Origin of the sequence: Pararhodobacter sp. CCB-MM2 (genome assembly GCF_001691415.1) — a bacterium.
In the GTDB taxonomy this organism is placed as follows: Bacteria; Pseudomonadota; Alphaproteobacteria; order Rhodobacterales; family Rhodobacteraceae; genus Pararhodobacter.
Window position 1 is genome coordinate 89,380 of sequence record NZ_LRRR01000005.1, and the last position, 17,669, is coordinate 107,048.

Sequence of the window (17,669 nt, forward strand, 5' to 3'; positions counted from 1 at the left end):
CCCGCCCGTCTCTGCGCCCCTCTTTGTGCCAGAAATATCCCGGGGGGTGAGGCCGCAGGCCGAGGGGGGCAGAGCCCCCCTTCTTCCGTCGCCCGAGACCTGCCTGCCGGAGGCATGCCGGGTGAGGGAGAAACCCCTCCCCCCGTCAGACCGACAGCGGCAACCAATGATGCTGCGGCATCAGATCCGTCAGATCCGCGACCCAGTAATGCCCCTGCTTCGGCTGGTCCCAACGACGCGAGATCGGCAGGTTGCGGAACGCACAATAGAGCAGCGTCCCGACCGCTCCATGCGTCACCACCGCAATATCGCCGCCGCCCGGATGCGCCAGCGTGATCGCCGTCACCGCCAGCCGGATGCGGGCCTGCGCATCGACTGCGCGCTCCCATCCCCGGATCGAATCCTCGGGGAAGGCAAAGAACTGGTTCGCCGTGCTCTCGAACTCCTCGGCCGGCAGGTAGCCCGTCGCCGAGCGGTCATTCTCGGCCAGCATCCGGTCGGTGCGTGGCGCGACATCGCGGGCCTTCGACAGGATTGATGCCGCTTCCTGCGCCTTCACCTCGGGGCTGGTCCAGATCGCCGTGACCCCGGCGCAGATCGGCCCTTCCGCGAAGGCCTTCATCTGCTGGCGGCCATGGCGCGTCAGGGGCCAGTCGGGCACCGGCAGGCCAGGTTCGACATGCACCTCGGGATGGGTGATCACGATCAGCCGCGCCATGGGGCGGTCACTCCTTGGGGTGTTTGGCCTTGCATTCCCAGCGTCCCGATTCCCGGCTCCAATATTCCGCCGCCACGCCCGCGCCCGTGAGCTGCCGCCACTGGTCCCGCGCCCGCGCCACCGCGGCTTCATCCATTCCGTCGAATACCACGCACAGCCTTTCGACCGCCTGCGCTTCCTCGGCCGAGATCTCGGCCCCGTCCACCGTCACCAGACAGCCCGGCGCATTCGGCAGCTCCGCCGGCGCCCGCTGGTCCCAGGTCAGAAGACAGGGTTGATCGGCGTCATGCGGCCCGCCCGCCAGACCATGCGGCAGAAAGCCCTCGCCCAGCCACAACACGCGGTCCAGCGCCTCCATCCGCTCCTGCGCTGCCCCGCGCAGGGCCACCGCCAGCCCGATCTCGTTCGCCTTGCCGATCAGCGTGGGCAGCAGGGCTTCGACGGGGTCGCGCGTGAGGTGGTAGAAACGGGCGGTGGCCATGGATCAGCTCTCGAACTTCGCCTTCACCAACGCATTCAGGGTCCGCACCCCCCAGCCCGAGGCCCCGCGCGGCGCATAGTCGATATCCGAGGCCGGATAGGCCACACCCGCGATGTCGATATGGATCCACGGCGTGTTCGGCTTGACGAAGCGCTGCAGGAATTGCGCGGCGGTGATCGCCCCGCCCCAGCGGCCGCCGGTGTTCTTCATATCCGCCATGCGCGACTTGATCAGCGCATCATAGGCGGGCGACAGCGGCAGGCGCCAGGCGCCTTCTTCTTGCGATTGGGCCGCGGACAGCAGCGCATTGCAGAAGGCATCGTCGTTCGAAAAGACCCCCGCGTTCTCGTACCCCAGCGCGACCATGCAGGCGCCGGTCAGCGTGGCAAGATCGATCATCGCCGAGGGCGCGAAGCGTTCCTGCGCGTACCAAAGCACGTCGGCCAGCACGAGGCGGCCTTCGGCATCGGTGTTGATGATCTCGATCGTGTCGCCCTTCATCGAGGTGACCACATCGCCCGGCCGCTGCGCCTTGCCGTCGGGCATGTTCTCGACCAGCCCCACCAGACCCACGACATGCGCCTTGGCCTTACGGGCGGCCAGCGCGCGCATCGCGCCGGCGACGGTGCCCGCGCCGCCCATGTCCATGATCATCTCTTCCATGCCCGCCGCGGGCTTGATCGAGATACCCCCGGTATCAAAGACGACCCCTTTGCCGATCAGCGCCAGCGGCGCGCCCTCAGAGCCCTTCCACTGCATGACGACAACCTTGGACGGGCTCTCGGACCCCTGCCCCACGCCCAGAAGCGCGCGCATCCCCAGCTTCTCCAGCGCCGGTTCGTCCAGCACCTCGACCTCGAGGCCCAGCTCGCGCATGGCCTCCAGCCGGTCCGCGAATTCGGTGGTGGTCAGGATGTTCGCCGGATCGTTCACCAGATCGCGGGTGAAATGCACGGCCTCGGCCAGCGCGAGGGGCTCGGCGGCGGCGGCCTGCGCCTCGGCCGGATCGGTCACGGCGAAGACCAAGGCGCCCGGAGCCTTCGGCGCCTCGGCCCGGCGGGCATAGGCATAGGCCCGCAGCGCGGCACCCTCGACCAGCGGCCCGAGCTGTTTCACGGCCTTGGCCAGCACCAGACCGCCCGCGGGTTTCAGGGCCTTGCCGATGCTGGCACCCGCCTTGCGCAGGGTGGCGTCATCGGCCCGACGCGGCAGCTTCACCATGAGCAGCGATTGCGCCTCCATCCCTGCCGGAAAGGCCAGCGTCAGCGCATCGCCCGGCTTCAGCTTGTCCCAGGCGTCCGACGCCAGGGCACGGGTCAGCGCCCCCTTGGCCAAGCGGTTGACCCGGCGCGCCTCGGTATCGAGGGCGAGGTCGGCGAACACCGCGACAAGGCCCGGATGCGCGGCGGGGGCGGCAGCGTCGGGGGCGGTGAACTGGATGTCGGGAAGGGCCATGCGGGGATCCTCGGATGGTTTCGCGCCGACCGTAGCGCCGGTTTCCGGCAATGGCCAGAGGGGGTGGGCCGGTTCCTGACCTTGCGGCACGCGGTGATGAAAAGGCGGTTTCTAATGCCTCCGATTGCGTCTAGATTGCCGCCAGTTTGGAACGGGTTGGGTGAACGTGACGCGGCTGGATCGCTATATTCTGGCGCAGCTCCTCTGGGTGTTCGGCTTCTTTTCCCTGGTGCTGGTCTCGGTCTACTGGGTGAACCGGGCTGTCCGCTTGTTCGATCAGCTGATCTCGGACGGGCAGCCGATGTCCGTGTTCCTCGAATTCACCGCGCTGTCGCTGCCGATGCTGATCCGCACCGTGTTGCCGATCTCGGCCTTCGTGGCCGCGACCTATGTGACCTACCAATTGGTGCGCAATTCCGAGATCGCCGTGCTGCAGGCAGCCGGGATCTCGCCCTTCCGTATCGCGCGCCCGATCGTGGTCTTCGGCCTGATCGTCGCGGCCTTCCTGACCGTGCTGATGAACTTCCTGATCCCCGAGGCGCGGGCCGAATTGTCGCGCCGCCAGTCGGAAGTCGCACAGAACCTGACGGCCGGCCTGCTGCAGGACGGCGTGTTCCAGCATCCGGCCGACGGCATCACCTTCTTCATCACCGAAATCACGCCCGAGGGCGCGATGCGCGGCATCTACCTGTCCGACGCCCGCAGCCAGTTGCAGCGCATTGACTATACCGCGCGTACGGCCCTGATCGTCCCTGAGGACACCGGCCCCAAGCTGGTGATGATCGACGGGCAGGCGCAAATCCATGACCGCCGCACCGGGCGCCTTTCGGTCACCGGCTTTGGCGATTTCACCTATGACCTCAGCGCGTTGGCCGGTCCGGCCGGGCGTGGCCGCTCGGTGCAGGAATTGCCGACGACCTCGCTGTTCTCGCCCTCGCCCGCACTGCTGGCGGAAACCGGGGCCAGCGCGGCGCAGATGCGCTTCGAGCTGGTGTCGCGCTTCGTCGACGGCTTCGCCGCCGTCGCCGCTGCGCTGATCGGTTTCGGCGCGCTGATGGCCGGGGGCTTCAGCCGGTTGGGCTTCTGGAAGGAAATCGTGCTGGCCGTGGTCCTGATGGCGCTGGTGCAGACCCTCAACAACGCGCTGGCCGGAACGGCAATGCGCGACCCTGCGCTGTCGTGGCTGGGGGTGGTGCCCCTGCTGCTGGCGGTGGCCACGGCGCTGGGACTCGTCGGCTGGTCGACGCGGAAACGGCGGGTGCGGGCATGACGATGGGCCTTTACCTCGTGCGGCGGCTGGCGATCAGCTTCGCGCTGATCGGCTCGGTGTTCTTCGGCATGTTGATGCTGTTCGAGACCGTCGAGATGGTGCGCCGCTTCGGTGGCGGCGACACGCCCATGTCCGAGATCGTCTGGCTGGCCCTGCTGCGCGTGCCGGCGACCTTTTACCAGATCCTGCCGCTTCTGATGATCCTCGCCTCGATGGCGATGTTCCTCGGTCTGGCGCGGTCGTCGGAGCTGGTGGTGATCCGTTCGGCCGGGCGCAGCGCCATGCGGATGCTGCGCGAGCCCTTCATCGCCACCCTGCTGTTCGGCGCGGTGCTGGTGGCCTTCTTCAACCCGGTCGTCGCCGGGGCCAGCCGCGCCTATCAATCCCGCCTCGCCGCGATGCACGCGCCAGATCAGCTGGCCCAGATCTCGCTGGAGGGATCGGCACTGTGGATGCGGCAAGGCGACGAGATCGGCCAGACGGTAATCCGCGCGCAAGGGGTCGAGCCTGATGGCCTAGGCTTCCACGATGTCACTTTCCTGATCTTCGAGCGTGACAGCGGCCTGCCTCTGGTGCGCATCGAAGCCGCCGGCGCGCGCCTGTTGCCGGGCCGCTGGCTGCTGACCGATGCCAAGCGGTGGGACCTGATGGCCGACAATCCCGAGCGCGACGCCCGCACCTTCCTGTCGCTGGAGCTGCAAAGCGACCTGACCGGCGAGCGTATCCGCGAGAGCTTTGCCGCCACCGGCACGATGTCGGTCTGGGATCTGCCCGAATTCATCCGCGCGCTGGACCGCGCCGGCCTGTCCTCGCGCCCGCATCAGGCGCAGTTTCAGGCCGAATTGGCGCTGCCGATGCTGATGGCGGCGATGCTGATGGTGGGGGCAGTGTTGTGTTTCAGGCACACCCGCGCAGGCGGTGCGGGTTCGCGCATCCTGACGACCGTTCTGGCGGGATTTGCGCTGTTCTTTTTGCGAAATTTCGCGCAAGTTCTGGGCGAGAACGGGCAGATACCGTTGGCGCTGGCGATCTGGACACCACCGATAGCTTCCATGCTGCTGGCGCTTGGGGTACTTCTGCACCTGGAGGACGGGTAGTGGCGGACAAGACGCGCAAATCGACGGCCATCAGCCGGGTCGCCTTGGCGGCCCGCAGCCGCTTGCGCGCCTCTGTGCCGGCCCTCGCGCTGATGTCGGCACTGGCCCTGGCCGCGCCTGTACAGGCTCAGACCGCCATCCCCGCGACGCTGATGGCTGATCAGGTCTTCGTCGACCCCGCCGGTCGTCTGGTGGCGCAAGGGGCGGTCGAGATCTGGCATGGCTCGATCCGCCTGACGGCGCAGCGCGTGAGCTACGACCAATCCCATGATTCGCTGATCCTCGAAGGACCGTTGACCATCTCGGATGGTCCTGATGTCGTGGTTCTGGCCGATCAGGCGCAATTGGCCCCGGCCCTGCGCGCCGGCGTGCTGACCTCGGCCCGGTTGGTGTTGGATCAGCAGCTGCAGATCGCAGCGGCACGGATGGAGCGTGGCACCAACGGTGTCAGCCAGCTCGACAGCGTCGTGGCCTCCAGCTGCCCGGTCTGCGCCACGAACCCGACGCCCCTGTGGGAGATCCGGGCCGAGCGTGTGCAGCACGACGAGAACCGCGGCCAGCTGCGCTTCTACCGCACCCAGTTCCGTCTGGCCGGTGTGCCGATCTTTTACGCTCCCCGTCTGGACATCCCGGCGCCGGGCAACAACCGCCTGCGCGGCCTGCTGCGCCCCGAAGTCAGCGCCGACAGCACCTTCGGCGTGACGGTGGGCCTGCCGTATTTCATCCCAATCGGTGATACGCAGGACGTGACCATCACGCCCTCCCTTTCGTCGAACGGCATGGCGTCCTTGGGCCTGCGCTATCGCCTCGCCCGCGAGAATGGCGGGATCGAGGTCGGCGGCCAGATCTCGCAAGACGATCTGTTGCCCGGCGGGCGGTCCTTGCGCGGCTACGGCTATGTCCGGGCCTTGTTCAACCTGTCCCATGACTGGGTGCTGACGGCCGACGTTCTGGCCGCGTCCGAGGCCAGCTACCTCGACACCTACAACATCAACGACGATCCGCGCCTGCACGGGCACATCACCCTAGAGCGGATCCGCCGCGACCATGCGACCCGCGTTCGGCTGTTGGGCTTCTATTCCATGCGGCCGGGCGATGTGAACGACCGCCTGCCGAACGTCGCCGTGCAGGGAGAAACCGAACACCACCATACGCTCGCAGGCGGCGCGCTGACGGTGGGAATGTCGGCACACGGCTATTACCGTGAGTCGAACGGCCCGTTCGGGGCTGGCCGAGATGTCGGGCGCTCGGCGGTGGACCTTGGCTGGCGCCGTAGTGAGGTTCTGCCCGGTGGCGTTCTGACAACCGTGGCCTTCGATGCCCGGGCCGAGCATGTGCGGATCTATGACGACATCGCCTATCCGGACCCGGTGAACCGGCAAGCTGCGCAGGCGATGGTCGAGTTCCGCTGGCCGCTGGCCCGTGCCGGTGCCGATGGTGCGCGTCAGGTGCTGGAACCGATCGTTCAGGTCATCGAGAGCCGTCGCAGCGGCCCGGGCCTGCCCAATGACGATCACACCATGCCCGAGCTGGACGAGGGCAACCTCTTCGCCTTCCGCCGCTATTCTGGCGAGGATGCCAGCGACGACGGCAGCCGTATCAATGCCGGGATGCGTTGGGCGCGCCACGACCCCGATGGTTGGACGGCCGAGGCCCTCGTTGGCCGCATCTGGCGCGACGCGCCGCTGCAAGGCTATCCCGCGGGCCATTCGCAGCCGCTCGGCGACACGGAATCGCATTGGCTGCTGGCGGGCCGCGTCAGCAATACGGATGGCTACGCGCTGTCGATGCGCTTCCTCGTCGATCCGAACAATTCGGTCAGCCGCTCGGAAACCAACCTGTCGTGGAGCACCGCGCGCACGGACGTCTCGACGACCTACCTCTATCTCCCGGCCTCCAGCTTCGAGAGCCGCGCCTTCGATCTGTCCGAATGGCAGTTCGATCTGACCCGACGCCACAGCAATGGCTGGGCCACGACGTTCGGTTGGGATTACGACGTCGGGCAGAACCTTTGGTCGGCCGCGCGTGGCGGTCTGTCCTTCACCAATGAATGCCTCGCCGTCGAGCTGACGGTGGAGCGCGTCTTCGTGACGCCGACAAACTCGTCGGGCGACACGCGCTTCGACCTCAGCGTCGACCTTCTGGGCATCGGCGGGCGGGCGCCCAGCTCGAACAGCCGGACCTGCCGGACGTGATGCCCCCCCTTTTCTTCCCGGTCTCAAGCCGCTAGGCCGGGGACACGGCCCAGTATTTCCGACGGTCGGACGAACAGAACGGACCCCGCCATGCTCGCTTCGCTTCTTGCCCCCGTGAAACGCCTGTCGATGAAAGCGGCGCTCGCCGTGGCTCTGGCCGGCAGTGTCACGCTGACCACGCCGATGACCCAGCCTGCGGGCGCGCAATCGATGTTCGCGGCGGCGCTCTATGTGAACGACGAAGCCATCACCAATTACGAGATCACGCAGAAGATGCGGTTCCTCGAATTCGTCGGCGCCAGCAACGTTACGCGCGAATTGGCGATCGAACGCCTGATTGAGGATCGTCTGCAGGCGCAGGAAGTCGCCCGTCTTGGCGGTCGCCTAACGCCCGATCAGGTGCAGGCGGGCATGACCGAATTTGCCAGCCGCGCCAACCTGACGGCGGATGAGTTGATCGGCCGCATGCAGGCTGCCGGGATCGACCGCGAGACCTTTGAAAGCTTCATCCGCGCAGGCGTCGTCTGGCGCGAGCTGGTCCGCTCGCGTTATGGCTCGCAGATCTCCATTTCCGATGCGCAGATTAATCAGGCTCTGTCGGTGGAAGGCGTCCAGCCCTCGACCGAGGTGCTGATCTCCGAGATCTTCCTCCCCGCGGATCCCCAATTCGCCGAGCAGGTCCAGCGCATCATTCCGCAGATCCAGCGCATCCGCTCGGAGACCGAGTTCTCCAACGCCGCCCGTCAGGTCTCGGCGGCGCCCTCGGGTCCGTCCGGGGGTCGCGTCGACCGTTGGATCAATGTGCAGGCCATGCCGCCCGCAATTTCCGAGGCGATGGCCTCGGCGCCGATCGGCACGGTGCTTGGCCCGTTGGATATGCCGGGCGCCTATGCCTTCTTCCAGCTGCGGGCGCGTCGCGATTCCCGGCAGGTCCCGGCCGAGGCCGTGGAACTGACCTACCGCCGAGCGCTTCTGCCGGGCGGCCGTTCGGAGGCGAACCTCGCCTATCTCCAGCAGATCCGCGCCGGCGTCGATCAATGCAGCGATTTCCCGGCTTTGGTGCTGCGCTCGGTTCCCGGCTTGCCTGACAGCGCCGTCGAGGAAATCACCGAGCGTCAGACCGCCATGGCCGCCGGCCTGCGCACGGAATTGGAGCGTCTGAACCCCGGCGAGATCAGCGCCAACATGGTCGACAATGGCAACCTCGTGCTGCTGATGCTGTGCACGCGCTCGGTTTCCGGCGAGACCGCCCCCTCGCGTGAGAACGTGCGGATGGGCCTGTTGAACCGGGCGCTTGAAGGTCAGGCGGCGCTTTACCTCGACCGCCTCCGTGCCGAGGCCGAGATCCGGTACCCGTGATGCCCGTATCGCCCGCGCCTTTGGCGGTCAGCTGTGGCGACCCCTCGGGCATCGGCCCGGAACTGGCCGCGAAGATCGCCGCTGCCGGGGACGCGCCGCCCTTCGTCTGGATCGGTGACCCGCGCCATCTGCCCGAGGGCACCCGCTGGCAACCCGTCGACCATCCGTCGCGCGCAATTGCACCGGGGGTCTTGTCCGTCCTGCCCCTGCCCTTCGCCGCCGAGGCCAAGCCCGGCCAGCCCGATCCCGCCAATGCCGCCGGCACCATCGCTTCGATCGAGAAGGCCGTGGCTTTGGTTCAGGGCGGCGATTGTTCGGCCTTGGTGACGGCGCCGATCAACAAGAAGGCGCTCAAGGACGGCGCCGGTTTCGCCTTCCCCGGTCACACCGAGTTCCTCGCCCATCTCGGCGGTGATTGCGACGTGGTGATGATGCTGGCCTGCCCTGAGCTGCGCGTGGTTCCGGCGACGATCCATATCGCCCTGTCCGAGGTTCCGGGCGCGTTGACCGAAGCCGGGCTGAAGCGCACGATCGAGATCACCCGCGACGCGCTGATCCGTGACTTTGGCATCGTCGAGCCGAGGATCGCCGTCGCCGGGCTGAACCCGCATGCGGGCGAAGGCGGCGCGATGGGGCGTGAGGAACTGACCTTCATCGCCCCCTTGCTGGAGACGCTCCGCGTCGAGGGGATGACCCTGCTCGGCCCCCTCCCCGCCGATACGATGTTCCATGCAGCGGCACGCGCGCGCTATGACGCGGCGGTCTGCATGTACCACGATCAGGCGCTGATCCCGATCAAGACCATCGACTTCGCCGGCGGCGTGAACGTGACGCTGGGCCTGCCTTTCGTGCGCACCTCGCCCGACCACGGCACCGCCTATGACATCGCCGGTAAGGGAATAGCGGATGTGACCTCGATGCGGGCGGCGATGGCCATGGCCTGGGACATGGCCTTGGCGCGCGCCTGAGCGCGATGTGGCGCATCGCCCCTCGGGTCAGGTGAAATCCGTCGCGGACAGGCGCCCCGCCTGCAGGAGATGCTGCAGGGTATAGGCCACGCAGAGCGCATCATCGAGCCCGTCGTGGCCCCGCAACGGCGGGTGATCCACCTCGAAATACGCCGCCAAGGTGTTCGACCGCGTCTTGTGCACATCCTCCAGCGGCATCCCGGCTGCCAACAGCAAATCGCAAGCGTTTCGGAACCGTGCCGGCCCCATCGGCGGCGCGAGCCCGGCGATCCAGCAACTCACCGCGATCATGTTCAGCTCGTCCTTGCCCCAGGACCACAGGCTGGCCCCGTCCGAGAAGGCATCGAGGCGGGCCAAGGCCTCTGATAGCTCCAGCCCTTCGGCCTGCAGGATGTCTTCGGTTATGCCGGTCAGCCGGATGAACAGCGGGTCCAGCGCCAGCCGTTCTCCCTGACGCCCGCGCGGAAGGACGTAGAGCCGCAGCGTCTCCTCGATCTCGCCACTCTCGGTCGAAAGGCGGACCGCGCCGATCTGGGCGATGACGGGGTCGGGGTCCGTGGGGCCGTTCCAGAAGCGCATGGGCGCGCCGGGCGCTGTCAGGAACTCGCAATCGTAAATCACACAAGGGGACATCGGGAACCTCCTGCAGGAAACCTAGCATGCCACGCCGCCTTGCCCAGCCATTCCCCTTGCCTTGCGCCGGATTTTGCCGCATCCGCAGGACATGGCCCAGATCGACAATCTCCCCCCCCTGCGCGAGGTGATCGCGACCCACGACCTTCAAGCGAAGAAGTCGCTGGGGCAGAACTTCCTGCTGGACCTGAACCTCACCGCCCGGATCGCGCGGGCTGCCGGCGATCTTCCCGGCTCGGACGTGCTGGAGGTTGGCCCCGGCCCCGGGGGCCTGACACGTGGCCTTCTGGCCGAGGGTGCGCGCCGCGTGCTGGCGATCGAGAAGGATGCGCGCTGCCTGCCCGCCTTGGCCGAGATCGCCGCCGCCTATCCCGGCAAGCTGGAGGTCATCAATGCCGACGCGTTGGAGATCAACCCGCTCGATCACCTGACGCCGCCGATCAAGGTGGTGGCCAACCTGCCCTACAACGTCGGCACCGAGCTTCTGGTGCGCTGGCTCACGCCCGAGGTCTGGCCGCCGGTCTGGTCCACGCTGACGCTGATGTTCCAGAAAGAAGTGGCCGAGCGCATCGTCGCCAAGCCCGGCTCCAAGGCCTATGGACGCCTCGCGCTGCTGGCACAATGGCGCTGCGAGGCGAAGATCGTGCTGACCCTGCCGCCCGGCGCCTTCACCCCGCCGCCGAAGATCGACTCGGCCGTGGTGCATCTGAAGGCCCTGCCCGAACCCCGCTTCCCCGCCCCTGCCAAGCAGCTGGAGCGCGTGGTCGCCGCCGCCTTCAACCAACGGCGCAAGATGCTGCGCGCGGCCCTGAAGGGCCTCGACAAGAACATCGAGGCGCGGCTGGAGCGCCTCGGCATCGCGCCGACCGCACGGGCCGAGGAAATCGGGCTGGAAGACTTCTGCGCGCTGGCGCGCGACCTGCAGCAGAACCGCCCCTGACGGCGACAGGCCCGTAAGCCCGTGATTCTGATCCTTGACATGACTGGCCCATGGCAAGGAATTCTTAACGTTTCCTGAACGACCTTCCCCGATTGTTGCGGGATGAGCGGTTTCGATCGCGCATAACGTGTAAACACTGCGCCTCTTGCCCTGTCTGCGCCACATTCCTCCGGACTCGCGCCGCATTTAGGACACCCCGTGGCATTAGCCTGACAATCGAGTCCTCTTGTCCGGGCTCTGCTGACAGGTGACCCGATGCTGCCCTCATTCCGGCCCCGTACCAAGACCGTCCAGATGCCGCGCCTGCCGGTAGATAGTGGCGTGGCCAAACGGGCCGGGCGTCGCTATCTGCACCGCTTCGCGCGGGACGAGGACGGCACTCTGGTCGTGTTCAGCCTGTTCATCTTCCTGGCCATGCTGATGTTCGGCGGCCTCGCCGTCGACATGATCCGCTACGAGAACGAGCGCATCCGCATGCAAAGCGCCGCCGACCGCGCGGTGCTGGCGGCGACCATGCTGCGCGACAACGAAGGCTCCGCCACGCCCGAGCAGATCCTGCAGGCCTATTTCGCGGCCGAGGGATTGTCGGACCAACTGGGCGACCACTACCGGATCGAGGAAGACGACGAGAACGGGCGCGTGATCACCGTCTATCCGGCGGCCACCGTGCCCTCGCTGTTCATGCAGCTTCTGGGCATCGACAGCTTCGCCATGACCACCCCCGCCCAAGCGGCCGAGACCATCGAAGGCGGCCCGGATGTGGAGCTGGTGATGGTGCTCGACGTCTCAGGCTCGATGAACGGTCAGCAGAAGCTCGGTGCGATGCAGACAGCGGCGGTGAACCTGACCAGCACGCTCCTGAACGACGCCGATGAGATCGGCGATGTCGGCATCACGCTGGTGCCCTATGACACCTATGTCCTGCCGCCTCCCGGCTTCCTGAACTTCTTCTCCAACGCGGCCGGCAATGGCGCCTGCAACGACTGGCTGCTGTGGACCCAGATCACCAGTTCGCTCAACCTGCTGACCAACCGGCGCAACTGCGACACCGCAACCTGGCGGACCGTACGCCCCTACGTCAGCGACGCCACTCTGGCCGAGACCTATATCAACGACCTGCGCGCGGCCGGCACGACCTCGATCGACCTTGGCATCCGCTATGGCGCGCTGTTCTTCGACCCGACGATCCGACCGGCCATCAGCCAGCTGATCGCCAATGGCGACATCGACCCCGCGTTCGAAGGCCGTCCCTACGACTGGACCGAGCCCAACGTTGTCCGCGCGCTGATCCTGCTGACCGACGGCACCAATTGCTGCGGCGAGCGTTTCGGCACGCTGATCCAGGACGCCAACACCCTCGCGGTCTGTCAGGCGCTGAAGGATCAGGGCGTGTTGATCTATGCCATCGCCTATCAGGCCCCGACGGCCAGTGCGGCGCTGATGCAGGGCTGCGCCTCCTCGGCCAACCATTTTTACAACACCTCGGCCGATGAGATCATCTCGGTCTTCGAAGGCATCACCGCCTCGATCCAGACCCAGGCGCTGAGGCTGACGCTATGACCCTGATCCGGCGCGCCCTTCATCGCTTCCGGCAGTCGCAGGCGGGCTCGGTCACGGTCGAGTTCGTCATCTGCGTTCCGTTGGTGCTGGCCTTCCTGTTCTCGGCTGCCGACTACGGCATGGTGATGATCCGAAAGGTGTTCCTCGACCGGGCGGTCGACATCGCCGTGCGGCAGGTCCGTCTGGGCAACGTGAATGCCACGCAATACGACGCCTTCCGCCAGATGATCTGCGACAACACCTTCCTGATCGCCGATTGCGTGAATGCCATGGCCGTCGAGCTGCGGCCCGTCGACACGATCACCTGGTCCGGCCTCGACGACCCGGCGCAATGCGTCAACCGCTCGGCCGACATCGCGCCCGTGACCGCCTTCGTTCCCGGCGGCGTCGCGCAGGAGCTGATGCTGATCCGCGTCTGCGCGGTGGTCGATCCCTTCATTTCCATGACCGGCCTCGTGCTGGGCATGCCGGACGACGGCTCGGGCGGGTTCTTCCTCGTCTCCCGCGCCGCCTTCGCCAACGAACCCGCATGAGGCCCGCCATGGCAACGCTCCGCGACGAACTGCAGACCCGCCTCGCCCACGCCCGTCACACGGCGGGGGCTCTGGGCCGTCACTTCAGCCGCGATGGCCGGGGGTCGGTCTCGCTGGAGCTGGTGCTGGTCCTGCCGCTGCTGCTGTGGGCGCTGGTCGCCACGGTCATCTTCTATGAGGGCTATCAGGCGCGCTATCACGCCCAGATGGCCGCGCAGACCGTCGCCGACATCATGTCGCGCGAAACCAACCTGTTCACCGCGAATTACGTGGAAGGGCTGAACGACGTCTTCGATTTCCTCGCGGATTCGAACTACGACACCCGGCTGCGCGTCTCCTCGGTGATCTGGGATTCCACCAACGAGCGGAACCGCCTGCAATGGTCCTACGGCACACGGAACCTGACCGAGCTGCCCGAGGCCACCTTCCAATACCTCGCCGACGGCGATTACGAAGGCCTGTTGGCCGAGTTCGGCGAGGATGAGAGCTTCTCCTTCGCCTCTGCCGCCGCGCAGGCGCCCGTCGATGACCTCGCCGACCGTATCCCGCCCGTCCTGCCGGGCGAGGCGCTGCTGGTCGTCGAGGCCTTCTCGCTTTGGGAACCTTTCGCCGCGGTCGGCATCGGCCAGCTGCGCTTTGCCCCGGTAGTCGTCGTGCGCCCGCGCTTCGCCCCCTGGATCAACTTCGATGGCATCGAGACCGTCTTCCCGGAAACCGATTACGAGGTCGCCTGGACCGGATCCGGCAACGACACCCTGCCCGACATCACCGAACCCGACCCCGACCCCACGCCCTCGGGCCAGGTCAGTGCCTTCACCTTCGACGACGGCGTGACGACTGGCCTGTCGCGGACGACCGTGACCAGCGGTGGCCCCTCGGGCTCGTACCTCGGGCCGTTCGGCGGCGAGACCTGGGCCACGCCGGTTACCCTTCCGGTCAGCCTGTCGGCGGCGAACATGAACGTCACCATCGCCTTCGACCTCTTGGTCATCGACAGCTGGGACGGCTACGATGCCAGCTGGGCCGCGCAACCGGGCGACAGCTTCCAGATCCAGTTGAGCGGCACGCCAATCACGCATGAGACCTTCGAGGTCTGGAAACGCGCGCCCTTCGGCAACAACCGCGTCGCGGCGGGCTATTATCAGGGCGGCACATACCGTGTGACCACCTCGCTGGTGCAGTCGGACAGCAACATCATGGGCGACTGGTACAACGACCAGATCTGGCATGTCGTGGTCACGCTGAACAATGCGCCGCAGAACTTCACGCTGGGTCTCTCCGCCTCGCTGAACGAATCTCTCACGAATGAAAGCTGGGGCGTCGACAACCTGACCGTGACGGCCTCGGGCAGCGGCACCGCCGCGCCTTTCACCCCGAACGCGGCGACCCGTAACGGCACCTATCCGCAAACGCGCTTCCCGCGCTATCTGGGCTGCCCGGAATACCGCAACCCGGCGCCGTGGATGACGATGACGCGCGGCGACCTGTCCACCGGCGTCACCATGCGCCGTCAGATCGGCGGCACGACCTACCTCGGGAACTGCGGCGGTGGCTGGGGCTTCTTCAACGCGGCGCCGCATATGGTGCTGAACTACGACAGCCAGAGCATCAGTTCGACGACCTCGGGCCTGCAGTTCCGCATGGACGACGGCAACAACGGCTACAGCTGCGACTCGGTGCTGGTGGTGCGGGATCCCAACGGCCAGTGGTACTTCAACGACGACTACACCGGCTGGAACGCGGGCCTGCAGATCACCAATGCGCCCACGGGCCAGTGGGTGGTGTTCCTTGGCACCTATAACAACGGTACCTGCGACTCGACCCTGACCATCAACCAGTTCCAGCGTTGACGCTAATCGGACCCGGCGCGTGGTTTATTCCCGCGCGCCGGCGGTCCTGAGCACCATCCCGGCATAAAGATCCTCGACCCGCTCCCGCGACAGGCGCCCGCCTTCGCGGAACCAGGTGTTGACGCCGGTCAGCATGGCAATGATCGCCATGGCTGCCAGCTTCGGGTCTTCCAGCTGCAGAGCGCCGGCTTCGCGTCCCTCGCGCAGGATGGTCTCCAACGCGGTCTCGTAGCGTTTGCGCAGGGCCTCGACGCGGGCGAAATTCTCGGGCGTGAGGTTGCGCAACTCGTTGTAGGCGATGAAGATTTCATCCGCCCGCTCGGCATGAAAGCGCATGTGGAACCGCGCAAACTGCTCCAGCCGCGACGGGGCGTCGCCGGCCAGGGCCTCGGCCTCCCACGCCATGAGCAACGCCTCCAGATGATCGGTCATCAGATCGCACAGCAGGCTCTGTTTGTCCGCGGTGTAGAGATACAGCGCCCCGGCCTGCACCCCGATCTCGGCCGCGATCTGGCGCATCGACACCGCGGCATAGCCCTGCCGGGCGAACAGCCTGAGCGCCGCCTCGCGCAGCCGCGGGCCGGTGATGTCAGAGCGAGAGCCGGGTTTTCGAGCCATGGGGCATTGTCACTGAACGGGCGTTCAATTCAACCCCGGATGCGCAGGGCCCCGCCTTGCATTCGCGCTTCACAGCCTGCCGGGCGCTTGCTAAATTGCCGCCATCCAACGGAAGTTCTGCCATGCGCCCCATCGCCCTGCCCCTCACCCTTGCCGCGCTTCTGGCGCTGAGCGCGTGTGGCACGGTGGCCTCGGATGCGCCGGCGCTTCTCAGCGGGCCCGAGATCGCGGCCCGCACCGCCGGTGCCGCCGACAGCGCGCGGGGCCAGCAAGCGGCGGATGAGCTGGCGTGGCGCGCCCAAAACCTGCGCGCGCGCGCGGCCCAACTGCGCCGGGCCGGCACCACGACGACGGCCGAGGACGAGGAATTGCTGCGCCGCGCCCGCGCGCTTCAGGCCCAGCAAGGCTGACGCGCCGCGCCCCGGACACATCCGCGCATTGCACTGACGCGACCGGTCAGCTAATCCAAGCCGGACGCCCCCGACAGGCCGGGGGCCGGGAATGTCGGAGCTTTCTATGACCTCGCCTCTTCGTCTTGGTATCGCCGGTCTCGGGACGGTCGGCATCGGTGTGGTCAAGATCGTCCAGACCCATGCCGAGCTGATCGCCAAACGCGGCGGCCGCCCGATCGAGATCGTCGCTGTCAGCGCCAACTCGCGCTCGAAGAAACGCAGCGCAGATGTGTCGGCCTACGATTGGGAGGACGATCCTGTCGAGCTGGGCCGGCGCACCGATATCGACGTCGTGCTGGAGCTGATGGGCGGAGAGAACGGCGCGGCCAAGGCGCTGGTGCAGACCGCGCTGAAGAACGGCAAGGACGTGGTGACTGCCAACAAGGCGCTGCTGGCGCGTCACGGCACGGAACTGGCCCGTCTGGCCGAGGCCAATGGCCGCTCGCTGCGCTTCGAAGCCGCCGTCGCGGGTGGTATCCCGGTGATCAAGGCCCTGACCGAGGGCCTCGCCGGCAACCAGATCAAGCGCGTCATGGGCGTGATGAACGGCACCTGCAACTACATCCTGACGCGGATGGAATCGGCGGGCCTGCCCTATGACGAGGTCTTCGAAGAGGCCCGCAAGCTGGGCTATCTGGAGGCCGATCCGAACCTCGACGTCGGCGGCATCGATGCAGGCCACAAGCTGAGCCTGCTGTCCGCCATCGCCTTCGGCACCGAGGTCGATTTCGACAATGTCGTGCTGCAGGGCATCGGTTCGATCTCGATCGACGATATCCGGCTGGCTCGCGACATGGGCTATTCGATCAAGCTGCTGGGCGTCTCGCAGATGACCGGCCGCGGGCTGGAACAACGCATGACCCCTTGCCTTGTGCCGGAAACCCATCCGCTGGGGCAGCTTCAGGGCGGCACGAACATGGTGGTGATCGAGGGCGACATGGTCGGCCAGATCGTCCTGCGCGGCGCCGGTGCCGGCGAGGGCCCGACCGCCAGCGCCGTGATGGGCGACGTTCTGGACATCGCGCGCGGCTTCCGCCTGCCGGTCTTCGGCCAGCCGGCCGAGGGGCTGACCGATGCTCCGCCCGCCGTGGTTTCCGCCGGGGCGCCGTGGTATCTGCGCATGACGCTGCTCGACAAGCCGGGCGCGCTGGCCAAGATCGCCACGCTGTTGGGCGAGAGCGGCATCTCCATCGCCCGCATGCGCCAATATTCGCATGATGGCACGGATGCGCCGGTGCTGATCGTGACGCACAAGGCCTCGTCCGACGACATCGCCTTCGCGCTGGAGAAATTCGCCGCGACCGGTGTCGTGGTGGGCGAGCCTGTGGCGATGCGCATCGAAGAAGTCTGAGCGACAGGTGGGGTGAAACCCCACCCTACGGGTTGCGCGCGTGTGTAGGGTGGGGTTTCACCCCACCGTTGCGCCACGGCTCCACAGCAAACCCAAGTCGTCACTTCAGGGTCACGATCACGACAAAGACTCCCTTTAGGAAGGGTTAACGCGCGCCCTTGACAGGCGTTAGCGGCACCAGCGTTGTCC

16 protein-coding genes are annotated in these 17,669 nt (G+C 66.9%); 11 read left to right on the top strand and 5 right to left on the bottom strand.

All coding sequences use genetic code 11. The annotated features are described in order from the left end of the window. Positions 1-145: 145 nt before the first annotated feature. The 3 genes from BCY78_RS07800 to BCY78_RS07810 are packed head-to-tail and all read right to left on the bottom strand — an operon-like array spanning position 146 to position 2,654. Positions 146-718: a histidine phosphatase family protein gene (locus BCY78_RS07800; protein ID WP_068300100.1), complete on the bottom strand. Its 573-nt coding sequence runs from the start codon at positions 716-718 to the stop codon at positions 146-148. A gap of 7 nt (positions 719-725) precedes the next feature. Next, positions 726-1,199, bottom strand: a complete 474-nt coding sequence (locus tag BCY78_RS07805; RefSeq protein WP_068300102.1) for a DNA polymerase III subunit chi — start codon at positions 1,197-1,199, stop codon at positions 726-728. A gap of 3 nt (positions 1,200-1,202) precedes the next feature. Further along, positions 1,203-2,654 carry a leucyl aminopeptidase gene (locus tag BCY78_RS07810; protein ID WP_068300103.1) on the bottom strand — a complete coding sequence of 484 codons (1,452 nt, stop codon included), beginning with the start codon at positions 2,652-2,654 and terminating at the stop codon, positions 1,203-1,205. Between the two features lie 166 nt (positions 2,655-2,820). On the opposite strand from BCY78_RS07810, the gene lptF reads away from it, so the two are divergent. From lptF to pdxA, 5 genes are all read left to right on the top strand, one after another. Further along, entirely contained in the window at positions 2,821-3,924 is a 1,104-nt protein-coding gene (gene lptF / locus BCY78_RS07815) for an LPS export ABC transporter permease LptF (protein ID WP_068300325.1), read from the top strand. Further along, complete coding sequence (lptG, locus tag BCY78_RS07820) at positions 3,921-5,021, top strand: LPS export ABC transporter permease LptG (RefSeq protein ID WP_068300105.1); 1,101 nt, start codon at positions 3,921-3,923, stop codon at positions 5,019-5,021. Before lptF ends, lptG begins: the two co-directional genes overlap by 4 nt. Further along, the gene (locus tag BCY78_RS07825) at positions 5,021-7,216 is read left to right on the top strand and encodes an LPS-assembly protein LptD (RefSeq protein ID WP_068300107.1); all 2,196 of its coding nucleotides are present in this window, start codon (positions 5,021-5,023) and stop codon (positions 7,214-7,216) included. The genes lptG and BCY78_RS07825 overlap by 1 nt, the downstream gene beginning before the upstream one ends. A gap of 90 nt (positions 7,217-7,306) precedes the next feature. Beyond that, positions 7,307-8,575, top strand: a complete 1,269-nt coding sequence (locus BCY78_RS07830; RefSeq protein ID WP_068300109.1) for a peptidylprolyl isomerase — start codon at positions 7,307-7,309, stop codon at positions 8,573-8,575. After that, entirely contained in the window at positions 8,575-9,543 is a 969-nt protein-coding gene (pdxA, locus tag BCY78_RS07835; RefSeq protein ID WP_068300111.1) for a 4-hydroxythreonine-4-phosphate dehydrogenase PdxA, read from the top strand. The genes BCY78_RS07830 and pdxA overlap by 1 nt, the downstream gene beginning before the upstream one ends. 27 nt (positions 9,544-9,570) lie before the next feature. Here pdxA and BCY78_RS07840 read toward each other — a convergent pair whose 3' ends face one another. Continuing rightward, positions 9,571-10,176: an exonuclease gene (locus tag BCY78_RS07840; protein ID WP_068300113.1), complete on the bottom strand. Its 606-nt coding sequence runs from the start codon at positions 10,174-10,176 to the stop codon at positions 9,571-9,573. A 91-nt stretch (positions 10,177-10,267) separates the two neighbouring features. Between BCY78_RS07840 and rsmA the strand changes: the two genes are divergently transcribed. From rsmA to BCY78_RS07860, 4 genes are all read left to right on the top strand, one after another. Beyond that, entirely contained in the window at positions 10,268-11,116 is an 849-nt protein-coding gene (rsmA, locus tag BCY78_RS07845) for a 16S rRNA (adenine(1518)-N(6)/adenine(1519)-N(6))-dimethyltransferase RsmA (RefSeq protein ID WP_068300115.1), read from the top strand. A 255-nt stretch (positions 11,117-11,371) separates the two neighbouring features. Beyond that, positions 11,372-12,676 (top strand): Tad domain-containing protein, encoded by a 1,305-nt coding sequence (locus tag BCY78_RS07850; protein WP_083194893.1) that lies wholly within the window; start codon positions 11,372-11,374, stop codon positions 12,674-12,676. Beyond that, on the top strand, positions 12,673-13,209 hold the full coding sequence (locus BCY78_RS07855; protein ID WP_083194894.1) for a TadE/TadG family type IV pilus assembly protein: 537 nt from the start codon (positions 12,673-12,675) through the stop codon (positions 13,207-13,209). The genes BCY78_RS07850 and BCY78_RS07855 overlap by 4 nt, the downstream gene beginning before the upstream one ends. A gap of 8 nt (positions 13,210-13,217) precedes the next feature. Next, positions 13,218-15,059, top strand: coding sequence for a hypothetical protein (locus BCY78_RS07860; RefSeq protein ID WP_068300119.1), 1,842 nt, complete (start codon positions 13,218-13,220; stop codon positions 15,057-15,059). Between the two features lie 24 nt (positions 15,060-15,083). Here BCY78_RS07860 and BCY78_RS07865 read toward each other — a convergent pair whose 3' ends face one another. Then, positions 15,084-15,677: a TetR/AcrR family transcriptional regulator gene (locus BCY78_RS07865; RefSeq protein WP_068300120.1), complete on the bottom strand. Its 594-nt coding sequence runs from the start codon at positions 15,675-15,677 to the stop codon at positions 15,084-15,086. A gap of 122 nt (positions 15,678-15,799) precedes the next feature. Here BCY78_RS07865 and BCY78_RS07870 point away from each other — a divergent pair, with 122 nt between their 5' ends. Next, entirely contained in the window at positions 15,800-16,087 is a 288-nt protein-coding gene (locus BCY78_RS07870; RefSeq protein ID WP_068300123.1) for a hypothetical protein, read from the top strand. A 106-nt stretch (positions 16,088-16,193) separates the two neighbouring features. Continuing rightward, positions 16,194-17,480, top strand: coding sequence for a homoserine dehydrogenase (locus tag BCY78_RS07875; protein WP_068300125.1), 1,287 nt, complete (start codon positions 16,194-16,196; stop codon positions 17,478-17,480). Positions 17,481-17,669 lie beyond the last annotated feature (189 nt).

Coding starts and splice junctions, on each gene's coding strand:
- BCY78_RS07800 (WP_068300100.1), bottom strand. CDS start 718: ATGGCGCGGCTGATCGTGATCACCCATCCCGAGGTGCATGTCGAACCT.
- BCY78_RS07805 (WP_068300102.1), bottom strand. CDS start 1,199: ATGGCCACCGCCCGTTTCTACCACCTCACGCGCGACCCCGTCGAAGCC.
- BCY78_RS07810 (WP_068300103.1), bottom strand. CDS start 2,654: ATGGCCCTTCCCGACATCCAGTTCACCGCCCCCGACGCTGCCGCCCCC.
- lptG (WP_068300105.1), top strand. CDS start 3,921: ATGACGATGGGCCTTTACCTCGTGCGGCGGCTGGCGATCAGCTTCGCG.
- BCY78_RS07830 (WP_068300109.1), top strand. CDS start 7,307: ATGCTCGCTTCGCTTCTTGCCCCCGTGAAACGCCTGTCGATGAAAGCG.
- pdxA (WP_068300111.1), top strand. CDS start 8,575: ATGCCCGTATCGCCCGCGCCTTTGGCGGTCAGCTGTGGCGACCCCTCG.
- BCY78_RS07840 (WP_068300113.1), bottom strand. CDS start 10,176: ATGTCCCCTTGTGTGATTTACGATTGCGAGTTCCTGACAGCGCCCGGC.
- rsmA (WP_068300115.1), top strand. CDS start 10,268: ATGGCCCAGATCGACAATCTCCCCCCCCTGCGCGAGGTGATCGCGACC.
- BCY78_RS07850 (WP_083194893.1), top strand. CDS start 11,372: ATGCTGCCCTCATTCCGGCCCCGTACCAAGACCGTCCAGATGCCGCGC.
- BCY78_RS07855 (WP_083194894.1), top strand. CDS start 12,673: ATGACCCTGATCCGGCGCGCCCTTCATCGCTTCCGGCAGTCGCAGGCG.
- BCY78_RS07860 (WP_068300119.1), top strand. CDS start 13,218: ATGGCAACGCTCCGCGACGAACTGCAGACCCGCCTCGCCCACGCCCGT.
- BCY78_RS07865 (WP_068300120.1), bottom strand. CDS start 15,677: ATGGCTCGAAAACCCGGCTCTCGCTCTGACATCACCGGCCCGCGGCTG.
- BCY78_RS07870 (WP_068300123.1), top strand. CDS start 15,800: ATGCGCCCCATCGCCCTGCCCCTCACCCTTGCCGCGCTTCTGGCGCTG.
- BCY78_RS07875 (WP_068300125.1), top strand. CDS start 16,194: ATGACCTCGCCTCTTCGTCTTGGTATCGCCGGTCTCGGGACGGTCGGC.